The following is a 20,868-nucleotide window of genomic DNA, read 5'->3' on the forward strand; positions in this document are numbered from 1 at the left end:
GGAGCTTATGACAGCTTGACTCTACAAAATCACACAAATAAAAAAAGCTTCCGATAGAGGAAGCTTTTTAAGAACGAACACCAAAGAATCGTTTAATACGTGCAAACATTCCCTTATCTTCTTCATCTAACGATTGAAGAGGAACCGTTTCACCTAGAATACGTCTTGCAATATTACGATATGCAATTGATGCTTTGCTTGATGGATCCATGACAATTGGTTCACCGTTGTTAGAAGCACGAATAACATTTTCATCGTCAGCAACGATTCCAATTAAATCAACAGCCAGAAGCTGAGAAATTTCTTCCACGTCCAGCATGTCTCCATTTTTCATCATATGACTACGGATTCGGTTAATAACCAGTTTTGGAGATTCGATATCCTCTTGCTCCAATAATCCAATAATACGGTCAGCATCACGAACAGCTGAAACTTCCGGTGTTGTCACAACGAGTGCCTTATCAGCGCCAGCTACGGCATTCTTATAGCCTTGTTCAATACCAGCTGGGCAATCAATAACCACATAGTCATAGTCTTGCTTTAACTGAAGAACTAACTCTCGCATTTGTTCTGGTTGAACAGCTGTTTTGTCACTCGTTTGAGCAGCAGGAAGTAAGTACAAACATTCAAAACGCTTGTCCTTAATCAAGGCTTTTTGCGGTTGGCATCGACCTTCTACCACGTCTACAAGATCATAAATAATACGATTTTCAAGCCCCATTACAACATCCAAGTTGCGTAAGCCGATATCAGTGTCTACTAGACACACGCGCTTTCCAGCTAATGCTAGAGCAGTACCTAAATTGGCTGATGTCGTTGTTTTTCCAACTCCACCTTTACCAGACGTAACAACAATAGCCTCTCCCACTGTCAAATTCTCCTTTCTACCCTGGTCAAATTCGGTCTTAGATGCGGTAAAGTTTGCACGCGATCTATCACCATTTGATCATTATCATCTAAGTATGCACATTCCATTATATTCTCTTCCTTCTCACTGCGCTCTTCTTCTGATCGGGTAATGATATCAGCAATGCGCAGCTGTGAAGGTTTCATTAACGATGCAGCAATAACGGCGTTTTTATTGCCCCGATATCCTGCATGAGCAATCCCTTTTAAAGCACCTAATACAAATAAATTTCCTCCAGCTACAACGGTTCCTCCGGGATTTACGTCTCCGACTAGAAGCAAATCGCCTTCTACATGGAGAACCTGTCCTGAACGAACTACCTTTGTAACAGATACTAATTCACTTTCTTCTCTTACTCGGACTGCATCTTGCTTTAAAATAACGTTACTATCAATTTGTTTAACTACTAAATACTGATTTTCTTCTATGAGCGCCTTCAATTCGGTTTCCTGCTCTGTAGTTAAATAACGATTTCCGATTTTGACATATACTGTGACGATCTGATCGGCATCGCCATGCTTATTTGTCAAAAGCTTCGTCTTAAGTTCCGTCAAAAGCTCTGCAAATGAACATGTATCATTGAGATGCAACGTTAATCCATCTTTTGTTCCTTTAATTGTCACATTTTGTTGCTTTTGTTTATTCAAGACGCTCACCTCAACGAATATATAATTTCGACAGAGACTTACTCAATTCCTTTTTTTCGTTTCTTCAATCAGCATTTTTATCGCATCATGAACGAGAAGCGTAATATATTTTCGGATCAGCGTTCATCGATAAATTTAGCGAAATATTGAAAACATCTTTGAAGCGGAAATGCAAAAATGAGTGCAAATATGGCATTTAAAATGATGGTTGCGTAAAATCGCTCTTGCAAGAAGCGACCAATGGTCATATCGGATATATTAATAATGCTATTAATTCCATATACATAAAACTCAATAATGGCTACAGCTAATAGCGACATGCAGATTACGATAAGCGTATTTTGCTGAAAAATCTTCATTAGTTTTGATACGATATAGCATACGGCCGGCAATCCAAGCGCGTATACTCCTAAGACATCCGTAAAGGCAATATCGTACATGAATCCAAGGATTACCCCATATAGCATCGCTTGCTTTGGGTGATAATACACTGCCATAAAAGCCAGTACCACTACAACAAAGTGAGGCGATAGAATCCAGTCTCGCCATGGTGATGCCATGGCGACAAAATTAACAAAGATACTTTCAAACATAAAAACGACAAGCACGAGAATAGGAAGGACAAACCGCTTCATCAGTTAGCCTCCTCCGCCCCTAAATCGTCTTCAGCAGCGGGCGCACTTCTTTTAGCTACAACTACGTTATCTAAGTCATACAAGTCAGCAGCAGGTTTGATATAAGCTTTTTTCGTTAATCCATATTCATCAGGCTCAATTTTTGTGATAACGCCAATTGGAAGATTGCTAGGGAAAATGCCGTCTTCTTGTCCTAGACCGGACGTTACTACTTTTTGCTTTTCTTTAATATCAGCATCAAAAGGAATACGACGCATAACAAGCGCCTGTTCTTTATCGTCATAGCCTTCAATTAAACCAAACACTTCTTTTTTAGCCTGAATTTTAGCAGATACACGGTTTGTACGATCTGATGAACTAATTAACTGCACAGTAGATGTGAACTTAGATGCATGCTTCACTTTACCAATCAGCCCTTCAGGAGTCATAACAGCCATATTTTCCTGCACATTATGAACCGTCCCTTTATCAATGGCAATTACCTCATGCCAACGGTCTGGATTACGAGCAATAACTGTTGCTTCGATTGGGTTGTATTGACTTAAATCCGTTTTTTTGTCGAGCTGTGCTCTTAATTTTTTATTTTCTTGCTGCAAAGCGTTGGCTTTCGTTTCTAATTGCATGCGTTCGTCTAAACGGGCTTTTAATACCTCGTTTTCTTCGTATGTACGCTTTAAGTCACCTACATTCTGAAAGAAACCCGCTACAAATTGTGCGGGTTCATTAAAGGTAGCCTGAACAAGACCAACCGTATCTTTGACAAACTGTTCAGGCCACGTTACATTTTTACGACCATTTAACGAAAAACCAATCAATGCCACTAATACAATAATACTGACCAATAAAATAACTAAACGTTTATTTAAGAAAAATTGTGGCACGATCTACACCTCTTAATATTTAGCGATATGAATCGCTTGTACGATTTTTAAATAAATCAATGTGTTCTAACGCTTTACCAGTTCCAATTGCAACACAGTCAAGCGGATCTTCTGCGATGACAACCGGCATATTTGTTTCTTCACTAATAACTTTATCTAAATTACGTAGCAATGCGCCACCGCCTGTTAATACAATACCGCGATCCATAATATCTGCCGCAAGTTCAGGTGGTGTTTTTTCTAATGTACTTTTTACTGAATCGACAATAGAAGCCACTGTATCTTTTAGCGCTTCTGCAATTTCTTCTGCTGAAATTTCGATTGTTTTCGGTAGACCTGTTAGTAAGTCACGTCCGCGAATTTCCATGTTTTCAATACCTTCTGGAATTCCGGCAGAACCGACTTCTACTTTTAATGCTTCTGACGTACGCTCACCGATCATTAAATTGTAATTCTTGCGAATATATTGAATAATCGCTTCATCCATCTCGTCACCAGCGATACGGATTGACTGACATGTTACGATTCCCCCTAAAGAAATAATCGCAACTTCTGTTGTTCCTCCGCCAATATCTACTACCATACTTCCCGTTGGCTCCCAAACCGGTAGATTGGCGCCGATTGCTGCAGCAAACGGTTCTTCAATTGTATACGCATCACGCGCGCCAGCCTGACGAGTCGCATCAATAACGGCACGTTTCTCAACAGCTGTAATGCCAGAAGGTACACAAACCATTACATACGGCTTACCGGCAAACAAACTTTTTGTTTTTTGAGCTTGATTGATGTAATATTTCATCATCGTCGCAGTTGTTTCGTAATCTGCAATAACTCCATCTTTCATTGGACGAAGGGCTACTACGTTCCCAGGTGTACGACCAATCATATTTTTTGCATCGTTACCTACCGCAACGATTTGTTTTGTATCAGTTTGCAAAGCCACAACAGACGGCTCACGCACAACAATTCCTTTTCCTTTTACATAAACGAGCGTATTTGCAGTACCCAAATCTATTCCAAGGTCTCTAGTACCGATTCCAAACATGTGTCTCTTCCTTTCTCTTACCAAAATGCAAAGGTAAAAATTCCATAATTCAATTTCTTCATTTCATAAGTAACATTTTTTATTTTCTATACTTTTTTCATAGATGTCAACGCCAAATATTGTATGATAAAAAGTCATACTTTGTCTATTAATAACGAATGATTGTAAAGAACTTGTCATTTAAAATCATGACTACTATTATAACCCAAGGATTTTAAAAAGCATAGCCTTACATGTATCCTTTTTCTTTTAAACTAATATATTTTCGATCTCCGATAATTAAATGATCTAACAATTCAATTCCTATGATAAATCCGCACTCTTTTAAGCGCTTCGTTACCTCTATATCTTCTCTGCTGGGAGTAGGGTCGCCAGAGGGATGATTATGAATACAAATAAGGGATGCAGCTGAACGGCGAAAGGCTTCTTTAAATACTTCTCTTGGATGGACAATAGATGAATTGAGGCTTCCGATAAAAATGGTTTGCTTGTGGAGAACTTGATTTTTAGTGTTGAGGTATAAACAGACGAAATGCTCTTGAGACAGCACGCGCATTTCTTCCATTACATAATTAGCCCCGTCTTCAGGGCCATGAATGGTATATCGCTGACTAGATTTCCGCTGTACAATCCTCTTACCTATTTCAATAGCCGCTATAATTTGAATCGCTTTTGCAGGTCCGATACCTTTAATATTCATCATTTCATCAAGCGATGCATGCTGCAACAGTTGAAGACCTTCAAAATGCGTTAATATGCGATTGGACAGCTGAAGAACAGATTCATCTTTGGTTCCAGTGCGTAGCAAAATAGCAATAAGCTCGTGATTAGAAAGACTAGAAGCACCCATTGACACAAGGCGCTCTCGAGGTCTTTCATCTTGAGGAAAATCTTTAATTAACAATGATTGATCCAATTTCGTCACTCCTTTTTAGTAGACGAAACCGTATTGTTTTAGCTCACGTATTGTTCGGGAGAGCGGCAAGCCCACCACGGAGAAATAGTCTCCTTCAATTTTTTTAACTAGCGCAGCACCGAGACCTTGAATTCCATAAGAACCCGCTTTATCCATAGGCTCTCCTGACTCTACGTACTGTACGATTTCATCTTGTTCAATCGGCCAAAACTCTACATCTGTTTGTTCATAAAACGTATGAACTTTTGAATTTGATACGAATGCTACTCCAGTTAATACCTGATGTTTTTGACCTGACAGCATCGTAAGTGTTTCAATCGCTTCTTGTTTCGTTTTTGGCTTTCCTAAAATGCGATTGCCATAGACGACAACTGTATCGGCACCTAGGACCATATCCTCTTTATGATGCGAAGCGACGTCCACTGCTTTTTGCCTAGCTAAATCCATTACTACCTCGGACGGAGTGTATGATGGATTGATGATTTCTTCAATTGTACTAACGTGAACGGTAAAGGGAATGTGAAGCTGCTGAAGTAATTCTTTTCGACGAGGAGAGCCTGAGGCTAAAATTAATGTTTGTTTCATACATCTCACCTTTGCATTTTGATTTAAAAAAAGAAGGACACACCGCTATTTTAGCAATTTCATCTCCAAATGACAATAAACAAGTGAGGCAGCATTACACTACCTCACTTGTTAAGACGTTACAAGGCTTTCATACTGCTGAAGAGCTTTTAACACGTATCGCTGAGCAAGCCAAGCATCTTTACTGCTTTTTTTGTCTTCATATGAAGAAAGAGAAGCAGCAGCTTTTTGAAGGGTGCTCACCATAGTTTTAATGTTTTCATTTGACGCTTCTTTCTGAACTTTTGTCAGCTCTTTTTTCAGAGATTTGATATCGGCTACCCGCTCTCCTTCAATCGCTTTAACAGATTGATCTAAAAGATTAGCCATAAACGGCTGTGCTGTTGTTATAACCGTTTGATCTTTTTTCCCTAATTCGCTAGTGGGCTTAATTTCATAAGACTTTACATATACATCTTTACCTTGTTGTTTATACGTTTTACTAAGTGCTTTCGCTTTTTCTTCTCCAGTGGCAGCACCAACGACAAGAGAATAGGTTTTAGGTGAAAAGATCTCGCCTGCCTCGTTCTCTTCTTTCCATTTATCCATTGCTTTGTTCGCAGCAGTTTTTGATGAAAAAGCACCTGCTTGTACAATGTAAAAGGAAAAAGGTTCTAAAGTAGAAGCAGCAGCTGACGTCCCTTTTGATTCCTGTTCGCCTTTCTTTTCAGCTTTACCAACACTTTCAGTGGTAGACGCTGTTTGAGCAGCTTTTTCTTCTTTCGTTTGCTCACTTGTTTGTGCTTTGCTCACAGGCTGTTCGCTTCCTGTCATCATTTTCACACCAACCATACCGATGCCGCTGCCTATTCCGACTGCTAGCAGTACAATCACAGCTGTGCGTTTGATCACACCGCCGTTTACCGTTTTAATCGAAACATTTTTAGGATGTAATCGTGGCTTTTTCTTTTTTTCATTTCTTACATCTTCAATAAACACCACTTTATTTTCTTCCACATGAGAATCTTTGGATGACGGTTCCGGAAGAACCCACGTAAATTCGTCTTTTTCTGGCGCTTGTTCTTCCTTCTTATCCTTAGATTGACCATTGATTTTAATTGAAATTTTTCGTTCCTGCTTGTCCACTGCCCCACCGCCTTTAGTTAACGTAGTCTTAGTACCGGTTGCAAGCTGAGGTAAACCGACATAAAACATACACTTTTTTCCATGCTATCATAGAAGAAAAAAAAAATAACAAGACATTTGTCGTCTTGTTACAAAAGGTTTTCGCTATTTAGTTACAGAAATTTTAAATTTGTCGAAGACTTGAAGCTCAATAGAAATAGTTGCTAACATACCAATCTATCAATTCGTTTCCATGAAAATAAGCAGCGATTGTCCCTATAAAAATAAAAGGAACGAAAGGAATTGGTACACCTACCTTTGCCTTTTTCATTAATAATGCTCCTATACTAACCGTTCCGCCTATTAATATAGCTAAAAAAAGCGATAGCAAAACAAGCTTTACTCCAAGCACAATACCAATCAGACCATACAATTTAATGTCTCCTTCTCCAAGCCCTCCTCTGCTGAGAAATGCGATTAGAAAAAGGAGAAAAAATGCAATTCCTCCTCCCATTAAGGAATCACTCCACGAAGTTAATGGAATGAAAAGACGCTCAAGAAGAAAGATAGGCAAAAAGAAAAGCAGCACCTTATTTGGGACAATCATATAGGCTATATCTGAGACAACGATAATTGTTAAAAAAGAAACAAAGGTTAATATGACAATCAGTTCTAACGTCGTATTCAATTTAAAAACAGCATATACAAATAAACTTCCTGTCGAAAATTCTATGAATGGGTAGATAAAGGAGATTTTTTTGCGACACATACTACATTTTCCTGCATTTTTGATGTAGGAGACTATGGGAATTAATTGTTGTGGAGAAAGAACGTATAAACAGTGTGGACAATGAGATCTTGGAGATAAAATAGATTTTTTCTGAGGAATTCTAAGGCCTGCTACGTTATAAAATGAACCTAACGTGATACCTGAAACAAATGCATAGAGATAAATTAAACTCATACTATTTCTTCCATATCAGGCGTCTTGTTTACTAATTGTAGATGTTCTTTTGAGTGAAGGAATGTATCTTTTTCCTTTAAATAGTTGCCAATAAACGGAATGAGAAAAGCTGCTAGAAGACCTATTATGATAACCAGTACGATCACGTTCATTAGAGAAATTCCTTTATTCCTCGTTGACAGTTTATTCATTTCAATATCTCTCCTTTATTGATTAGTATCAAACAGCTCCTTTATTAATAAACTGAATCATAATACCCATAAAAGTCATATTTTGTATGCCTCCTTCCTTAAAACATCCTTTTTATAGGTAATAAGGATTATACCATTAAAAAACAAAAACAGCATAAAAAAACGTCTGCAAAAGCAGACGTCTTTTAATAGTAAGGAGCCATAAATAAGTAGACAATTACACCTGTAAGACTTACATAAAGCCAGATTGGCATTGTCCATCGCACAATTTTTTTATGTTTTTCAACTTGCATTGTCCAGCCCCACACAAGTGCAAACAGTGCCAGCGGAACAATAATCGCTGCTAGGAAACTGTGTGTGATCAAAATGAAGAAGTAAATGGGACGAACGATTCCTTCTCCACCGAACGTAGCTGTTTCTGTGGAAATGTAGTGGAACGTTAAATACGAAACTAAAAAGAGCAGTGTGGAAGTGAATGCTGCTAAAATAAAACCTTTATGAGCATTGATATTTTTCCTAAAAATTGAAATCAACGCTGCAACTAAAAAAATAAATGTAAAACTATTCAAAATAGCATTTAACCGTGGAAAGATAGTCAAATCAAAACTTACTTTTCCTTGATAGCCAATATTCGAAAAGAATAGCAGTAAAATAATAACATTCGCTATCACTGAAAAGGTAAGAATAATACCGGTAAAGTTTTTATTGCTTTTCGGTACAATTTTTTCATTATTCTTACTCATGTTAACAATCTCCTTATTTAGTGATGTACATGTTTATTATATATCACTTACCTAGGGGGCGAAAGTGACAATACTTTGAACTTAGTGCTTCCTTATTATCCGTATCCCTTCCTCACATTATGTTAAAAGCAGCAAGATTTCACTTGCTGCTTTTGCTCATTTTAGAAGAAAAGCCCTTACTTCTGATATAAAATACAGAGACCCTGTAATTACGACCATGTCTTGTTCACCTGTCGCCTTTTCCTCTACGTAAGCAATTGCTTTTTTCCACTCCTCGTCCATATGCTTATTATGATGAGTACTCATCTCATAAAGCTCTTGAGCCGGACGAGCACGAGGAAAGTCAAACGACGTAAATGTAATACTTGCAGCGATTGTTTCAAGTTCTTGGACCATTCGATCTGCGCTTTTATCATTTAAGCAGCTGAAAACTAAATGAATGTTTCGATCTTCATAATGAAGGCGTAAAGTAGATAACAAGCTATCAATGCCTTCTGCATTATGAGCCCCATCAATAATGGTTAAAGGATGCTCATTTACTATCTCAAAGCGGCCATTCCACTTTGTATGCTGAATCCCTTTTATCATTTGCTCATTGGAGATAGAAAGCTTTTTCTTTTCTTTTAAATAACAAACGGCCATCACAGCCAAAGCTGCATTTTTAACTTGATGATAGCCAAGCATATTTAATTGCAAGTGTTCAAATGTACCATACGGCGTTTTTAACGTAAAGCCTTCTCCATTTGCTAAAGGCTCATAGTTTTCAATTTTAAATTCTTTTCCTAACACAAATAACGAAGCCTGCTTCGAATTTGCCTCTTCTGTAATGACGTCAAGCGCCTTTACTTGCTCTGCACCAGTAATAATAGGAACTTCTTTTTTAATAATCCCCGCTTTTTCTGCTGCAATTTCTTCTACCGTATCACCTAGTATCGCCATGTGATCAAATCCAATGTTTGTAACAATACTCACCATAGGATTCACAACGTTTGTTGAATCATATCGTCCCCCAAGACCTGTTTCAAACACAACATAGTCAACTGAATCATGATAGCCGAAATAAAGAAAAGCCATGATTGTAATCACTTCAAATTCCGTTGCTGACCCTAAATCCGTATGTTCTAGTCGCTCCACTACAGGCTTTACTTCCTGAACAAGAGCGGTCATTGCTTCATTTGAAATAGGCTGTCCATTCACACTGATCCGCTCATTAAATGTTTCGATATAAGGGGAAGTAAACGTTCCAACTTTATACCCTGCTTCTTCTAACATGTTTCGCAAATAAGAAACAGTAGAACCTTTACCATTCGTCCCAGCAACGTGAATAGCATTTATATTTTGCTGCGGAAAATCAAGCTGCTCTAGCATCCATTCCATTCGTTCTAATCCCGGCTTGATTCCAAATCGAAGTCTGTTATGAATCCAATCAAGCGCTTCTTCATATGTCGTTATCATCTTTTATTCACCTTTCTTTTCCATCGCTATTATTATGTAAAGAAAAAGCGTCGCTATACAAGCCACGCTTTTCTGTTCATTCATTAACCCATTGATTATCCGCGTAATTCAGCAATACGAGACTGAACAGCTTCACGTTTTTCAACATAATCCTGCTCTTTTGCACGCTCTTCTTCTACTACTTTAGCAGGCGCTTTTGCAATAAAGCCTTGGTTGTTTAATTTCTTTTGTACACGTTCTACTTCTTTGTTTAACTTGTCGTATTCTTTTTCTAAACGCGCGATTTCTTCTTCGATATTAATTAAACCTTCAAGAGGTAAAATTAATTCTGCACCTGTTACCACAGCAGTCATCGCTTTTTCATCTAATGAAACATCCGTTGAAATCACAAGCTCACTTGGATTACAGAAACGTTCTACATACGCACGGTTCTTTTCAAGCTGGCTTTGAATATTTTCATCTTTAGCTTTGATAAATAATTTTACTTGTTTGCTCATCGGCGTGTTCACTTCAGCACGAATGTTACGAACAGCGCGGATAATATCTACAAGTAAACGCATATCGTTAGCAGCTTCTTTATCAGAAAGCTCAGGGCGTACTTCCGGCCATTTAGCTACTGTAATCGATTCGCCTTCATGCGGCAAGCTTTGCCAAATTTCTTCGGTAATAAACGGCATGAATGGATGTAAAAGTCGCATTGTATTATCAAGTACATAAGCTAAAATGGAGCGAGTTGTCTTTTTAGCTGCTTCATCTTCTCCGTAAAGAGGAAGTTTAGCCATTTCAATATACCAATCGCAGAAATCATCCCAAATAAAGTTATAAAGAATGCGTCCAACTTCACCGAATTCATATTTGTCAGCTAATTTTGTCACATGCTCAATCGTCTCATTTAGGCGCGTTAAGATCCATTTATCAGCAACAGATTTTTCACCTGATAAATCAAGTTCTTCAAATGTGATGCCGTCCATGTTCATTAATGCAAAACGAGAAGCATTCCAAATTTTATTTGCAAAGTTCCACGTCGCTTCGACTTTTTCAAAGCTGAAGCGTAAATCTTGTCCTGGTGAGCTTCCTGTAGATAAGAAGTAGCGAAGAGAATCCGCACCGTATTTCTCGATTACTTCCATTGGATCTACACCGTTACCAAGTGATTTACTCATTTTACGACCTTCAGCATCTCGTACAAGACCGTGAATGAGTACATCATCAAACGGACGTTTACCCGTAAATTCAAGACCTTGGAAAATCATACGAGATACCCAGAAGAAAATAATATCGTAGCCTGTTACAAGCACGTTTGTTGGGTAGTAGCGTTTGAAATCAGCTGCATCCACATCGGGCCAGCCCATTGTTGAGAATGGCCATAGCGCTGAACTGAACCATGTGTCTAATACATCTGAATCTTGTTCCCAGTTTTCTATATCTGCTGGAGCCTCATGATCTACGTATACTTCTCCAGTTTCTTTATGGTACCAAGCTGGAATGCGGTGCCCCCACCAAAGCTGACGCGAAATACACCAGTCGCGAATATTTTCCATCCAGTGTAAATATGTTTTTTCAAAACGATCAGGCACAAAGTTTACTTTTTCTTCTTGTTTTTGAAGATCTACTGCTTTATCTGCTAACGGCTGCATTTTTACAAACCACTGAGTTGATAAATAAGGTTCAACAACGGCACCGCTTCGTTCACTGTGACCTACTGAATGCATATGGTCTTCAATGTTGAACAATACGCCGTCTTCTTGAAGGTCTTTAACAATTTGCTTACGACAAGCAAAACGATCCATTCCTTCATATTTACCTGCTTTGTCATTCATCGTACCGTCTTGATTCATCACTAAAATACGCTCTAAATTATGACGGTTTCCAATTTCAAAATCGTTCGGGTCATGAGCAGGCGTAATTTTTACCGCACCAGAACCGAATTCCATATCTACATAATCATCACCTACGATTGGAATTTCACGACCTACAATCGGAAGGACAACCTTTTTGCCGATTAAGTGCTTATAGCGATCATCTTCAGGGTGAACAGCTACAGCCGTATCTCCTAGCATTGTTTCAGGACGAGTTGTTGCGATTTCAATATGTCCAGAACCATCTGCCAACGGATAGCGCATATGATAAAACGCACCTTGTACATCTTTGTAAATAACCTCGATGTCTGAAAGAGCTGTTTTTGTAGCTGGATCCCAGTTAATAATATATTCTCCGCGATAGATTAACCCTTTTTTGTAAAGCGTTACGAATACTTCACGCACTGCTTTAGAAAGGCCTTCATCAAGCGTGAAGCGCTCGCGTGAATAGTCTAAGCCAAGTCCTAGCTTCGACCACTGCTGGCGAATAAAGCTTGCATATTCTTCTTTCCATTTCCACGTTTCGGCTACGAATTTTTCGCGGCCTAAATCGTAGCGGCTTTTCCCTTCGCTGCGAAGCTTTTCTTCTACTTTTGCCTGCGTTGCAATTCCCGCATGGTCCATACCAGGAAGCCATAGAACATCATAGCCTTGCATGCGCTTCATACGCGTTAAAATATCTTGTAACGTTGTATCCCAAGCGTGGCCTAAATGCAGCTTGCCCGTTACGTTTGGGGGTGGAATTACAATTGTGTATGGCTCTTTTTCAGGGTCATTTGTTGCTTCAAAAAACTTCCCGTCTAACCAATACTGATAACGATTTTCTTCAACGGCTTTTGGATCATACTTCGTTGGAAGAGTCACTTCTTTTTCAGACATAATGTATACCTCCATAATATAAAGTTTCAGTCTTTAGAAACTGTGTAAAGCTTTTATAAACATAAAAAAACTCCTTTCCTAATAAAAGGACGAAAGGAGTTGATTTCGCGGTACCACCTTTTTTTATAGACGTATCCCGTTTGATAAGCCTATACACTTCATTTCATAACGGTTGATTAACCGGCTTTTTCTACTGAGCTATGCAGCTGTTCAAAAAAGCTACTCATAGGCGACCTTCCGAGTGCACATTCTTAAGAAATCTCACAGCAGCTGATTTCTCTCTCTGAAAGACGAACATCCCGTACTCTTCCTATTCACTGTATTTATGTATGAATTTCTCTTAATTATACTATATGAAAAAATGTTGAATCGTCAATAATCTTCTCCACTTTTTTACGATTATATTCATAATTTTTTTGTTCTGCTCTTTATTTTTTCATTCACTCGCTAATTTTGGAAATAAAATGAAGAGTCCGCTCAAAAAAATGGCACCATTTCTTTCTTTTTTCATATACTGACTTTAACCTGGGCACGTGGATTGAAAGGGGCATGTACAAATGAAGAAACGAATAAATGTAAATTCGTATCAGCTGCAGCGATGGCTCAAAACAGCAGGAGCGGCTTGTGGACAGTTTATTGTTCCTTTAACAATTTTTCAAGGTATACGTACACTATTTTTCCCTACAACCTTTGATGTACTGTTGTTGGCACTACTTGCCATACTAGCGGTTGCTTTATATTCGGACTGGATTTAAAAACCCAAGCGCTATTCGTTCGCTTGGGCTTGTGCAGCTGCTTCCGCTGCCATTTTTTTTTGCTGATCTACTTCAAATATTTTAATATTGAGCTGTTCAATGTTTTTTGTTAGCCAGTATGCTCGAATAAATGACTGCATATGTTCAAGCTCCGTTTTACTTTCTTTATGCTGCCTATATTGAACGATACACTGATACAAGGGTTCTGGAAACGCTAAATAACTGTGCAAAAGCAGTCTTTCCTCTTCTCTGAGAGCAAAATGTTTTTCATACGTACTAAACCACTCATAGCTGTCATGGGTCGTTACTGGGTACGTGCGAAGAGTACGGAAATAAAATGAGACCAAATCATAAATCGGTGAAGCATCTTTTGCATGTTCAAAATTAATAAAAAAACCATTTCCCCGTTCGTCATAGATAAAATGTTTAGCCGATAGCTTTCCATGAGACGTAACCAGCCGGATCTTTTCCTTTTCTTCCATTTCATCGTTCCACTGATCGAGCTTTCCAAAACCAAACTCAAGCGCTCTTGTCATTTCATAATAAAATGTACAGTAATGCAATTCAAACGGGGACATATACACTTTCTTCTCGCATTCTACTACATACTGCTTCAGCTCTTCCTGACGTTTTTCCCACGTTTCTTTCATCGATGTATAATGATTTTCTATATCTTCTTTTTTCACTTCTACTTCCTGCGCCGAAGCGCCGTGAAGCTTAGCAAGCTCTTGAAATAATTTATGATATCGAATATCACGCTCTTCGGTTGGATTATTTGGGAGCCACGGCATTAAGTAATACGAGCCGCTCTCATCTGAAACAATAGGCTGAGAACGCTTCGTTTGATAAATAGGGACAAAGCCCATCCACCCTTTTTGATACACGTTCTGCAGCTTTTGAATGAAGTTCTGATTTCGCTCTTGATGATTCGCCATTTCTTTAAGCGCAAATACGCCAGTTTTTGTATAGACTTTTTTTACTTTTCCGTAGTCTTCGATAAAGTCAACATCTAAGTCATATTCTTTTAACAATACTTTGTAGTCTGCTACTGTCCGCTGCATCTATATTCTCCTTCCTCGTAAAAAATAAAGAAAACAGTTAAGACATTATATGCGTCAAAACTGTTTTCTTTCCGACTTTAACGAACGGGAATATTTAAGATGCTTCCTTCCTCCAGCTCATATTCATCTCCTAAATTATTCACTCGTAAAATGTTTTGTACATTCGTATTATAGCGGTTTGCTATCGTATCAAGCGAATCTCCGTCTTGAACAATACAAAGCTTCCACGTTGAAAAAGCTTCTTCTTCCCGCGAAAAGAGCTTTGTTAAATAAAGGGCGTTTTCATTTCGGCCGCTTTCATTTTCTTCTTTCCGAAATTCAACAATAATCTTTTCCTTTTCTTGCTCAGCTTCTTCCTGCTCAGTCTCTTGCTGAACGTCAGCATACGTATTTAATTCACTAGCTTGCGATTCTTCGAAGCTTTCGTGCTCTTGACGAAGCTGAAAGAGCTCAATCACATTGTCTTCTCTTTCTTCCTCGATTTGTGCCTCTTTTTTCACTTCGACTTCAAATGGTTCATATGCTTCCTCTTCATATTCCACGACCGGCTCAGCACGAGATTCTTTTTTGAATACAGATGAAAAATAACTAGGCGGCTCTTCTGAATGATCTTCTTCAATAGCCTCTGCCTCTAAAAGTACGGGAGCTTCACGATAGCTTACGTCAAACTCTTGCTCCTCTTGTTCCTCTTCTTCTTGGGCAAAGTTTTCAGTATATACCTCTTCAGCATCGTCCACTTCTTCATAGGAGACGATGTGCTGTTCTTCCGCAAACTCTTCCTCTTCTTCTCGTTCTTCATGCTGCTCCCCGTACAATCCTGTGATGGACAAGTCAGCCATTAGCTGCAGCTGATTTGTGCCTGGTAATTCATAATCAAATAAATCAATAGATACATATACATCTTCAATACTTTGAATACGATTTTTAGGAATGGTAATATCAACAGGAAATTGATGTGATAATTCAGCCGTTCCGTCTTCACGGACAGAGATAGATTGCACTTGATTCTCATTTGTATATTCGCGTAACGAGTCCTCTCCCTCGTACGTTTCGTATTCACCTGTTAATTGTAATGCTCCTCGAATAGACACATATTGGTCATATTCTTGAATAGATACTTGAGGCTCTAAGGAGATAGACAAAAGTTGTGAGACTTCCTGTCCTTTTTGAAACCATACTGATTCTTCTACGGAAAAACGCAGACATGATAAATTATCCTGCGACAAATTGTTCTCCCCCTTCCAACACCCGCCAGGTAATAGCGCGGTCATTAAAGATGTATGAACAAATAAATTAAAATATGTCTTGAAAACTAAAAAAGCTTACGGAATCCTCCGTAAGCTTCTTTATAAAAGTTATTCTTATTTAGCTGTTTATCCACGCAACTTTGAAAAAGCTTTTTCAGCTGCTGCAATTGTATGTTCAATGTCTGCATCTGTATGAGAAGTTGATAAAAACATTCCTTCGAATTGAGAAGGAGGTAAAAACACGCCTTCATTAGCCATTTCACGATAGTAAGCTGCAAAATAATCTAAATTCGATGTTTTCGCTGTTTCGTAATTTATTACCTGCTCGTTTGTAAAGAAGAAACCGATCATTGAACCAGCTCGGTTTACTGTAAACGGCACATCATATTTTTCAGCTGCTGCCATCAATCCTTCTTCTAAGCGATCTGCTTTACGAATGAACTCATCGTAGGATTGAGGTGTCAGCTGCGTTAACGTCTCGTATCCAGCTGTCATCGCAAGCGGATTACCTGATAATGTACCTGCTTGATAAATCGGGCCGCTTGGTGCAACTCGCTCCATAATTTCAGCTTTACCACCGTAAGCACCTACTGGTAAACCACCACCGATTACTTTTCCTAAGCAAGTTAAGTCAGGCGTAATGTTATAGTAGCCCTGTGCACAGTTGTATGCTACGCGGAACCCTGTCATCACTTCATCAAAGATGAGCAGTGAGCCATATTCTGATGTGATATCACGAAGCCCTTGTAAGAAACCTGGCTGAGGCGGTACCACACCCATATTTCCTGCTACCGGTTCAACGATTACTCCAGCAATGTCATCTCCGAATTCTTTAAAAGCATATTGTACGCTTTCTAGATCATTGTACGGCACTGTAATCGTGTTTTTAGCGATTCCTTCAGGCACTCCCGGGCTATCTGGTAGGCCTAACGTTGCAACGCCTGAGCCAGCTTTAATGAGAAGAGAGTCACCGTGTCCATGGTAACAGCCTTCAAATTTTAAAATTTTGTTGCGGCCCGTATAGCCACGAGCTAAACGCAGTGCGCTCATCGTTGCTTCCGTACCTGAACTCACCATACGGACGATTTCGATTGAAGGAACGCGCTCAATCACAACCTTAGCAAGCTCATTCTCAATTAATGTTGGTGCACCAAAGCTTGTACCAGATTCCGTTACTTTTTTTACTGCTTCAACTACTTGATCGTTGGAATGTCCGTGAATTAAAGGTCCCCATGATAAGACGTAGTCAATATATTTGTTGCCGTCAATATCGTAAATCGTAGCGCCTTTTCCTCGTTCCATAAAAATAGGATCCATATCTACTGATTTAAATGCACGAACAGGACTGTTTACTCCACCCGGCATTAATTGCTGCGCTTCTAAAAAAGCTGCTTTTGACTTTTCATAACTTCTCATGTGTAAGCCTCCTTAATTACTTGTCAGATAACCAGCGTGCTGCGTCTTTAGCATGATACGTTACAATTAAATCCGCTCCTGCACGCTTCATGCTAATTAATTTTTCAAGAACAATCTCTTTTTCATTTACCCAGCCGTTTTGAGCTGCCGCTTTAATCATTGAATATTCACCGCTCACATTATAAGCCACTACCGGTAAATTAAACGTATTTTTCACATCGCGCATAATGTCTAAATAAGATAGAGCTGGTTTTACAATTAAGAAATCTGCTCCTTCTTCGACATCAGATTCCGCTTCTCGAAGTGCTTCTAAGCGATTGGCTGGGTCCATTTGATATGTTTTACGATCTCCAAATTGAGGAGAAGAATGCGCTGCATCGCGGAATGGTCCGTAAAAAGCAGATGCATATTTAACAGCATAAGACATCACAGGCACATCTTCAAATCCAGCTTCATCTAGACCATGGCGAATAGCTGCCACGAAACCGTCCATCATGTTTGAAGGCGCAATAATATCCGCTCCTGCTTTAGCTTGACTAACCGCTGTACGCGCTAATAAGTCAAGGCTAGGATCGTTTAAGATTTTTCCGTCTTCAATTACACCACAGTGGCCATGATCTGTGTATTGACACAAGCATGTATCTGCGATAACAACAAAGTCTGGAAAATTTTCTTTAATTTGACGAATACCTTTTTGGACAATTCCGTGGTCATGGTATGCCTGTGAGCCGACCGCATCTTTTTCAGCTGGAACACCAAATACCATAGCTGACTTGATTCCTAAATCGACTAACTCTTGGATTTCATCATTCAAGTAGTCTAAAGAAATTTGATCCACACCTGGCATTGATTTTACAGCATTTCTTTTTTGTTCACCTTCTACAATAAAAATAGGATATATAAAGTCTTCAGGATGTAAATGTGTTTCACGTACAAGTGCACGCATATTTACAGAATTACGAAGACGACGATGACGTGTAAATTGTAAATCTTTCATGTTAAAATCCTCCTTTATTATTCAAAACAACTAACCAACATATCTATCATACCATTTATTGTGTATGTGTTAGGAACAAGATGCTTAATTCCATATTCGCTCGCTGTCTGACTCGTAATAGGACCGATGCAAACAACTTTGGTTCTATTTATCAGCTCAAGCCAATTCGGAATATCTTTAACTGACTCGACAAAAAATCTCACTGTAGAAGAACTTGTAAAAGTAATGGCATCAATTCCTGTTTCTAAATGTTGCTTAACCAAGCCTTCAGAGTCTTGATTTCGAATGGTCTGATATACAATTAAATCCGTTACCTCACACTCTTTTAACCCATCTTTTAAAACAGAGCGGGCTAATTGTCCTCGTACAAGGAGAACTCGCTCGTGATGTGACACATTTGCTTTTAACGACTCAAGAAGTGATTCCGCAACGTATTCTTTTGGAACAAGCTGTACGTTAACATCGTGTTTTTCTAGCAATTTTGCGGTTTTTTCTCCAACCGCAGCCACTTTTAATCTTTTTAAAGCACTCCAGCTGATATTTAACTCTTTTAGCCATTCAAAGAAAAAAGAAATGCCGTTTTGACTTGTAAAAACAATCCAATCAAAACCGTCAATCGACAGCAGGACATTTTCCACTTCTTTTTCATTGTTAGAACGTGCGAACGTGAGGACTGGTAAGCTTAAAGGTATGCCTCCAAGCTTTTTAATCTGTGCTGCAAATGAATGAGCCTGCTTCGCTTCTCTTGTAATCAAAACTTTTTTCAAAAAAAGAGGAGCCTCATGACTCATTATTTGTCCAGCTCCTCTTTTACACGATCAATTAAAAGCTTAGCTCCTTGAGATGTTAAGCGCTCAGCAGCTTCTGAACCGATAGCAACGGGGTCTTTTCCCGTAATGTGCTCTTTGTAAATCGTTTTGCCATCAGGAGACGCGACTAGCGACGTTAGCTCAATGTTTCCGCCGTCCAATATACGACCATAACCCGCAATCGGCACTTGGCATCCGCCTTCCATCTCTTTTAAAAATACGCGTTCAGCTCTAACAGCACGAGCCGTTTCATCATGATTTAGAGTTTGAAGAAGCGATAATAATTCATGGTCATTTTCTCGGCATTCGATAGCTAAAGCTCCTTGTCCTACGGCGGGAACGCTTATTTCCGGCTCTAGGTACTGAGTGACCGTATCTTTCGACCAGCCCATACGAGATAACCCTGCAGCAGCCAAGATAATCGCATCGTAATCCTCATTTTTTAATTTCTCTAGGCGTGTGTCGATATTTCCTCGAATCCATTTAATTTCAATATCTGAACGCATAGATAGAAGCTGTGCCCCTCGACGCAAGCTGCTTGTCCCAATCACAGCACCGCTTGGTAGCTCCTCAAATCGCTCACCATTTTTTGAGATAAGCGCATCACGATGATCTTCTCGTAAAGGAATACATCCAATCGTTAATCCTTCTGGCAAAACAGCCGGCATATCTTTCATACTATGAACGGCCATATCAATTTCTTTATCTAACATGGCTTGTTCAATTTCTTTTACAAAAAGACCTTTACCGCCTACTTTGGACAGCGTTACATTTAAAATTTGATCCCCTTTTGTCACCATTTCTTTAATTTCAAATTCAAAAGGAAGACCTTGTTTTTTTAACTGTTCAATGACCCACTTGGTCTGTGTTAACGCAAGTTTGCTTCGACGAGAGCCGACAATAATTTTTCGCATGTTGTCCTCCTAATTACGAACCCCAAAAGTGAAAATTCGATAAACTGCCAAATAAAAAGAAATTAATAAGTAAGACTAAGAACAATCCAATATTCCACATCGCGATTGCCTTTCCTTGAATACCTCTACGCAGTCTAGCATACAAGTAAGCGCTGTATGCAACAAACATTAAAAATGAACCTAACACTTTTGTATCGTACCAATGAAAATCTACGTATTTAATATAAGCCCATATGATTCCTAAGATTAACGAAAGCAATAAAAGCGGTACACCAATTAAAATCAATACATAGGACATGTAATCTAGCTTTGTTAAATCTTCAATTCTTAGCAAGCGCTTGCCCCATTTCTTCTTTTTCAATAAATTATACTGAACAAGATACAGAGCGGAAAAAACAAAAGAGACTGAAAAAGCGCCGTAAGATAAAATAGCCATGGTAATATGGATGATTAATAATTCTGACACAAGGCGCTCCGACTGGACAGCAGTGTATGTTTCAAGTGGAGCAAACGTATGAATAGCCATAATTAAGAAACCAATCACATTTGTAAAAAACACCATAAAATCAACGCGGAACAGGCGATTAATCACAAGTGAAAGAGTAATTAACACCCACGCGTAAAAATACAGCCCTTCAGAAACGGTAAGAATAGGAAACCTTCCCGTCTCAAACATTCTTAAAATTAAAAAGGCTGTTTGCAAAACCCACACAATAGAAAGTAACCAGAAGGCTATCGAGTTTGCCTTCCGGTTATTTTGTACAAAATCAATAAAATATAATAAAACGCTCACCGCGTATAAAATCACAATCAATTCATAGATTCTGGTTAATTCCATATCAACCATTATTCAATCCT

21 protein-coding genes and 1 other annotated feature are annotated in these 20,868 nt (G+C 38.8%); of the genes, 1 reads left to right on the forward strand and 20 read right to left on the reverse strand.

What is annotated here, in order from left to right; all coding sequences use genetic code 11:
- Window positions 1-67: 67 nt before the first annotated feature.
- The 13 genes from minD to U9R83_RS23330 all read right to left on the reverse strand — a co-directional run bounded on the left by minD (window position 68) and on the right by U9R83_RS23330 (window position 12,811).
- Window positions 68-868: a septum site-determining protein MinD gene (gene minD, locus U9R83_RS23270; RefSeq protein ID WP_013059341.1), complete on the reverse strand. Its 801-nt coding sequence runs from the start codon at window positions 866-868 to the stop codon at window positions 68-70.
- Window positions 869-870: 2 nt separating this feature from the next.
- Complete coding sequence (minC, locus tag U9R83_RS23275) at window positions 871-1,554, reverse strand: septum site-determining protein MinC (RefSeq protein ID WP_013059342.1); 684 nt, start codon at window positions 1,552-1,554, stop codon at window positions 871-873.
- A gap of 116 nt (window positions 1,555-1,670) precedes the next feature.
- A complete protein-coding gene (mreD, locus tag U9R83_RS23280) occupies window positions 1,671-2,189 on the reverse strand; it encodes a rod shape-determining protein MreD (protein WP_014458115.1) in 519 nt (172 codons plus the stop codon).
- On the reverse strand, window positions 2,189-3,070 hold the full coding sequence (gene mreC, locus U9R83_RS23285; RefSeq protein WP_013059344.1) for a rod shape-determining protein MreC: 882 nt from the start codon (window positions 3,068-3,070) through the stop codon (window positions 2,189-2,191). The genes mreD and mreC overlap by 1 nt, the downstream gene beginning before the upstream one ends.
- Window positions 3,071-3,089: 19 nt before the next feature.
- Window positions 3,090-4,115, reverse strand: a complete 1,026-nt coding sequence (locus U9R83_RS23290) for a rod shape-determining protein (RefSeq protein WP_013059345.1) — start codon at window positions 4,113-4,115, stop codon at window positions 3,090-3,092.
- 229 nt (window positions 4,116-4,344) lie between these two features.
- Window positions 4,345-5,031, reverse strand: a complete 687-nt coding sequence (radC, locus tag U9R83_RS23295) for a RadC family protein (protein WP_013059346.1) — start codon at window positions 5,029-5,031, stop codon at window positions 4,345-4,347.
- A 15-nt stretch (window positions 5,032-5,046) separates the two neighbouring features.
- Entirely contained in the window at window positions 5,047-5,616 is a 570-nt protein-coding gene (locus U9R83_RS23300) for a Maf family protein (RefSeq protein ID WP_182420472.1), read from the reverse strand.
- Window positions 5,617-5,727: 111 nt separating this feature from the next.
- Window positions 5,728-6,810, reverse strand: coding sequence for an SPOR domain-containing protein (locus tag U9R83_RS23305; protein WP_328575429.1), 1,083 nt, complete (start codon window positions 6,808-6,810; stop codon window positions 5,728-5,730).
- A gap of 118 nt (window positions 6,811-6,928) precedes the next feature.
- On the reverse strand, window positions 6,929-7,684 hold the full coding sequence (locus U9R83_RS23310) for a prepilin peptidase (RefSeq protein ID WP_328575430.1): 756 nt from the start codon (window positions 7,682-7,684) through the stop codon (window positions 6,929-6,931).
- Complete coding sequence (locus U9R83_RS23315; RefSeq protein ID WP_328575431.1) at window positions 7,681-7,875, reverse strand: hypothetical protein; 195 nt, start codon at window positions 7,873-7,875, stop codon at window positions 7,681-7,683. Before U9R83_RS23315 ends, U9R83_RS23310 begins: the two co-directional genes overlap by 4 nt.
- A gap of 185 nt (window positions 7,876-8,060) precedes the next feature.
- Complete coding sequence (locus tag U9R83_RS23320) at window positions 8,061-8,618, reverse strand: DUF420 domain-containing protein (RefSeq protein ID WP_013059351.1); 558 nt, start codon at window positions 8,616-8,618, stop codon at window positions 8,061-8,063.
- A gap of 156 nt (window positions 8,619-8,774) precedes the next feature.
- A complete protein-coding gene (locus U9R83_RS23325) occupies window positions 8,775-10,073 on the reverse strand; it encodes a bifunctional folylpolyglutamate synthase/dihydrofolate synthase (RefSeq protein ID WP_014458111.1) in 1,299 nt (432 codons plus the stop codon).
- A gap of 95 nt (window positions 10,074-10,168) precedes the next feature.
- On the reverse strand, window positions 10,169-12,811 hold the full coding sequence (locus U9R83_RS23330; protein ID WP_328575432.1) for a valine--tRNA ligase: 2,643 nt from the start codon (window positions 12,809-12,811) through the stop codon (window positions 10,169-10,171).
- 82 nt (window positions 12,812-12,893) lie between these two features.
- Window positions 12,894-13,138: a binding site (T-box leader), on the reverse strand.
- A 230-nt stretch (window positions 13,139-13,368) separates the two neighbouring features.
- On the opposite strand from U9R83_RS23330, the gene U9R83_RS23335 reads away from it, so the two are divergent.
- Window positions 13,369-13,566, forward strand: coding sequence for a hypothetical protein (locus U9R83_RS23335; RefSeq protein WP_013059354.1), 198 nt, complete (start codon window positions 13,369-13,371; stop codon window positions 13,564-13,566).
- 11 nt (window positions 13,567-13,577) lie between these two features.
- Here the strand turns inward: U9R83_RS23335 and ysxE are convergent, their stop codons facing one another.
- The 7 genes from ysxE to U9R83_RS23370 all read right to left on the reverse strand — a co-directional run bounded on the left by ysxE (window position 13,578) and on the right by U9R83_RS23370 (window position 20,857).
- On the reverse strand, window positions 13,578-14,627 hold the full coding sequence (ysxE, locus tag U9R83_RS23340; protein ID WP_328575433.1) for a spore coat protein YsxE: 1,050 nt from the start codon (window positions 14,625-14,627) through the stop codon (window positions 13,578-13,580).
- 77 nt (window positions 14,628-14,704) lie between these two features.
- Window positions 14,705-15,853: a stage VI sporulation protein D gene (gene spoVID, locus U9R83_RS23345; RefSeq protein WP_328575434.1), complete on the reverse strand. Its 1,149-nt coding sequence runs from the start codon at window positions 15,851-15,853 to the stop codon at window positions 14,705-14,707.
- Between the two features lie 147 nt (window positions 15,854-16,000).
- Window positions 16,001-17,290 carry a glutamate-1-semialdehyde 2,1-aminomutase gene (hemL, locus tag U9R83_RS23350; RefSeq protein ID WP_013059357.1) on the reverse strand — a complete coding sequence of 430 codons (1,290 nt, stop codon included), beginning with the start codon at window positions 17,288-17,290 and terminating at the stop codon, window positions 16,001-16,003.
- Window positions 17,291-17,306: 16 nt separating this feature from the next.
- Window positions 17,307-18,287 carry a porphobilinogen synthase gene (gene hemB, locus U9R83_RS23355; protein ID WP_014458109.1) on the reverse strand — a complete coding sequence of 327 codons (981 nt, stop codon included), beginning with the start codon at window positions 18,285-18,287 and terminating at the stop codon, window positions 17,307-17,309.
- A gap of 17 nt (window positions 18,288-18,304) precedes the next feature.
- Window positions 18,305-19,078 (reverse strand): uroporphyrinogen-III synthase, encoded by a 774-nt coding sequence (locus U9R83_RS23360; RefSeq protein WP_115654963.1) that lies wholly within the window; start codon window positions 19,076-19,078, stop codon window positions 18,305-18,307.
- Window positions 19,078-20,010 (reverse strand): hydroxymethylbilane synthase, encoded by a 933-nt coding sequence (hemC, locus tag U9R83_RS23365; RefSeq protein WP_116742498.1) that lies wholly within the window; start codon window positions 20,008-20,010, stop codon window positions 19,078-19,080. Before hemC ends, U9R83_RS23360 begins: the two co-directional genes overlap by 1 nt.
- 13 nt (window positions 20,011-20,023) lie before the next feature.
- Entirely contained in the window at window positions 20,024-20,857 is an 834-nt protein-coding gene (locus U9R83_RS23370) for a cytochrome C assembly family protein (RefSeq protein ID WP_013059361.1), read from the reverse strand.
- Between the last annotated feature and the right edge of the window lie 11 nt (window positions 20,858-20,868).

It is taken from the genome of Priestia sp. LL-8, from assembly GCF_036227845.1.
GTDB lineage: Bacteria > Bacillota > Bacilli > Bacillales > Bacillaceae_H > Priestia > Priestia zanthoxyli.

Coding starts and splice junctions, on each gene's coding strand:
- U9R83_RS23330 (WP_328575432.1), bottom strand. CDS start 12,811: ATGTCTGAAAAAGAAGTGACTCTTCCAACGAAGTATGATCCAAAAGCC.
- U9R83_RS23320 (WP_013059351.1), bottom strand. CDS start 8,618: ATGAGTAAGAATAATGAAAAAATTGTACCGAAAAGCAATAAAAACTTT.
- U9R83_RS23290 (WP_013059345.1), bottom strand. CDS start 4,115: ATGTTTGGAATCGGTACTAGAGACCTTGGAATAGATTTGGGTACTGCA.
- U9R83_RS23370 (WP_013059361.1), bottom strand. CDS start 20,857: ATGGTTGATATGGAATTAACCAGAATCTATGAATTGATTGTGATTTTA.
- U9R83_RS23315 (WP_328575431.1), bottom strand. CDS start 7,875: ATGAATAAACTGTCAACGAGGAATAAAGGAATTTCTCTAATGAACGTG.
- hemB (WP_014458109.1), bottom strand. CDS start 18,287: ATGAAAGATTTACAATTTACACGTCATCGTCGTCTTCGTAATTCTGTA.
- U9R83_RS23335 (WP_013059354.1), top strand. CDS start 13,369: ATGAAGAAACGAATAAATGTAAATTCGTATCAGCTGCAGCGATGGCTC.
- U9R83_RS23360 (WP_115654963.1), bottom strand. CDS start 19,078: ATGAGTCATGAGGCTCCTCTTTTTTTGAAAAAAGTTTTGATTACAAGA.
- hemC (WP_116742498.1), bottom strand. CDS start 20,010: ATGCGAAAAATTATTGTCGGCTCTCGTCGAAGCAAACTTGCGTTAACA.
- mreD (WP_014458115.1), bottom strand. CDS start 2,189: ATGAAGCGGTTTGTCCTTCCTATTCTCGTGCTTGTCGTTTTTATGTTT.
- ysxE (WP_328575433.1), bottom strand. CDS start 14,627: ATGCAGCGGACAGTAGCAGACTACAAAGTATTGTTAAAAGAATATGAC.
- U9R83_RS23300 (WP_182420472.1), bottom strand. CDS start 5,616: ATGAAACAAACATTAATTTTAGCCTCAGGCTCTCCTCGTCGAAAAGAA.
- hemL (WP_013059357.1), bottom strand. CDS start 17,290: ATGAGAAGTTATGAAAAGTCAAAAGCAGCTTTTTTAGAAGCGCAGCAA.
- U9R83_RS23325 (WP_014458111.1), bottom strand. CDS start 10,073: ATGATAACGACATATGAAGAAGCGCTTGATTGGATTCATAACAGACTT.
- U9R83_RS23305 (WP_328575429.1), bottom strand. CDS start 6,810: ATGTTTTATGTCGGTTTACCTCAGCTTGCAACCGGTACTAAGACTACG.
- U9R83_RS23310 (WP_328575430.1), bottom strand. CDS start 7,684: ATGAGTTTAATTTATCTCTATGCATTTGTTTCAGGTATCACGTTAGGT.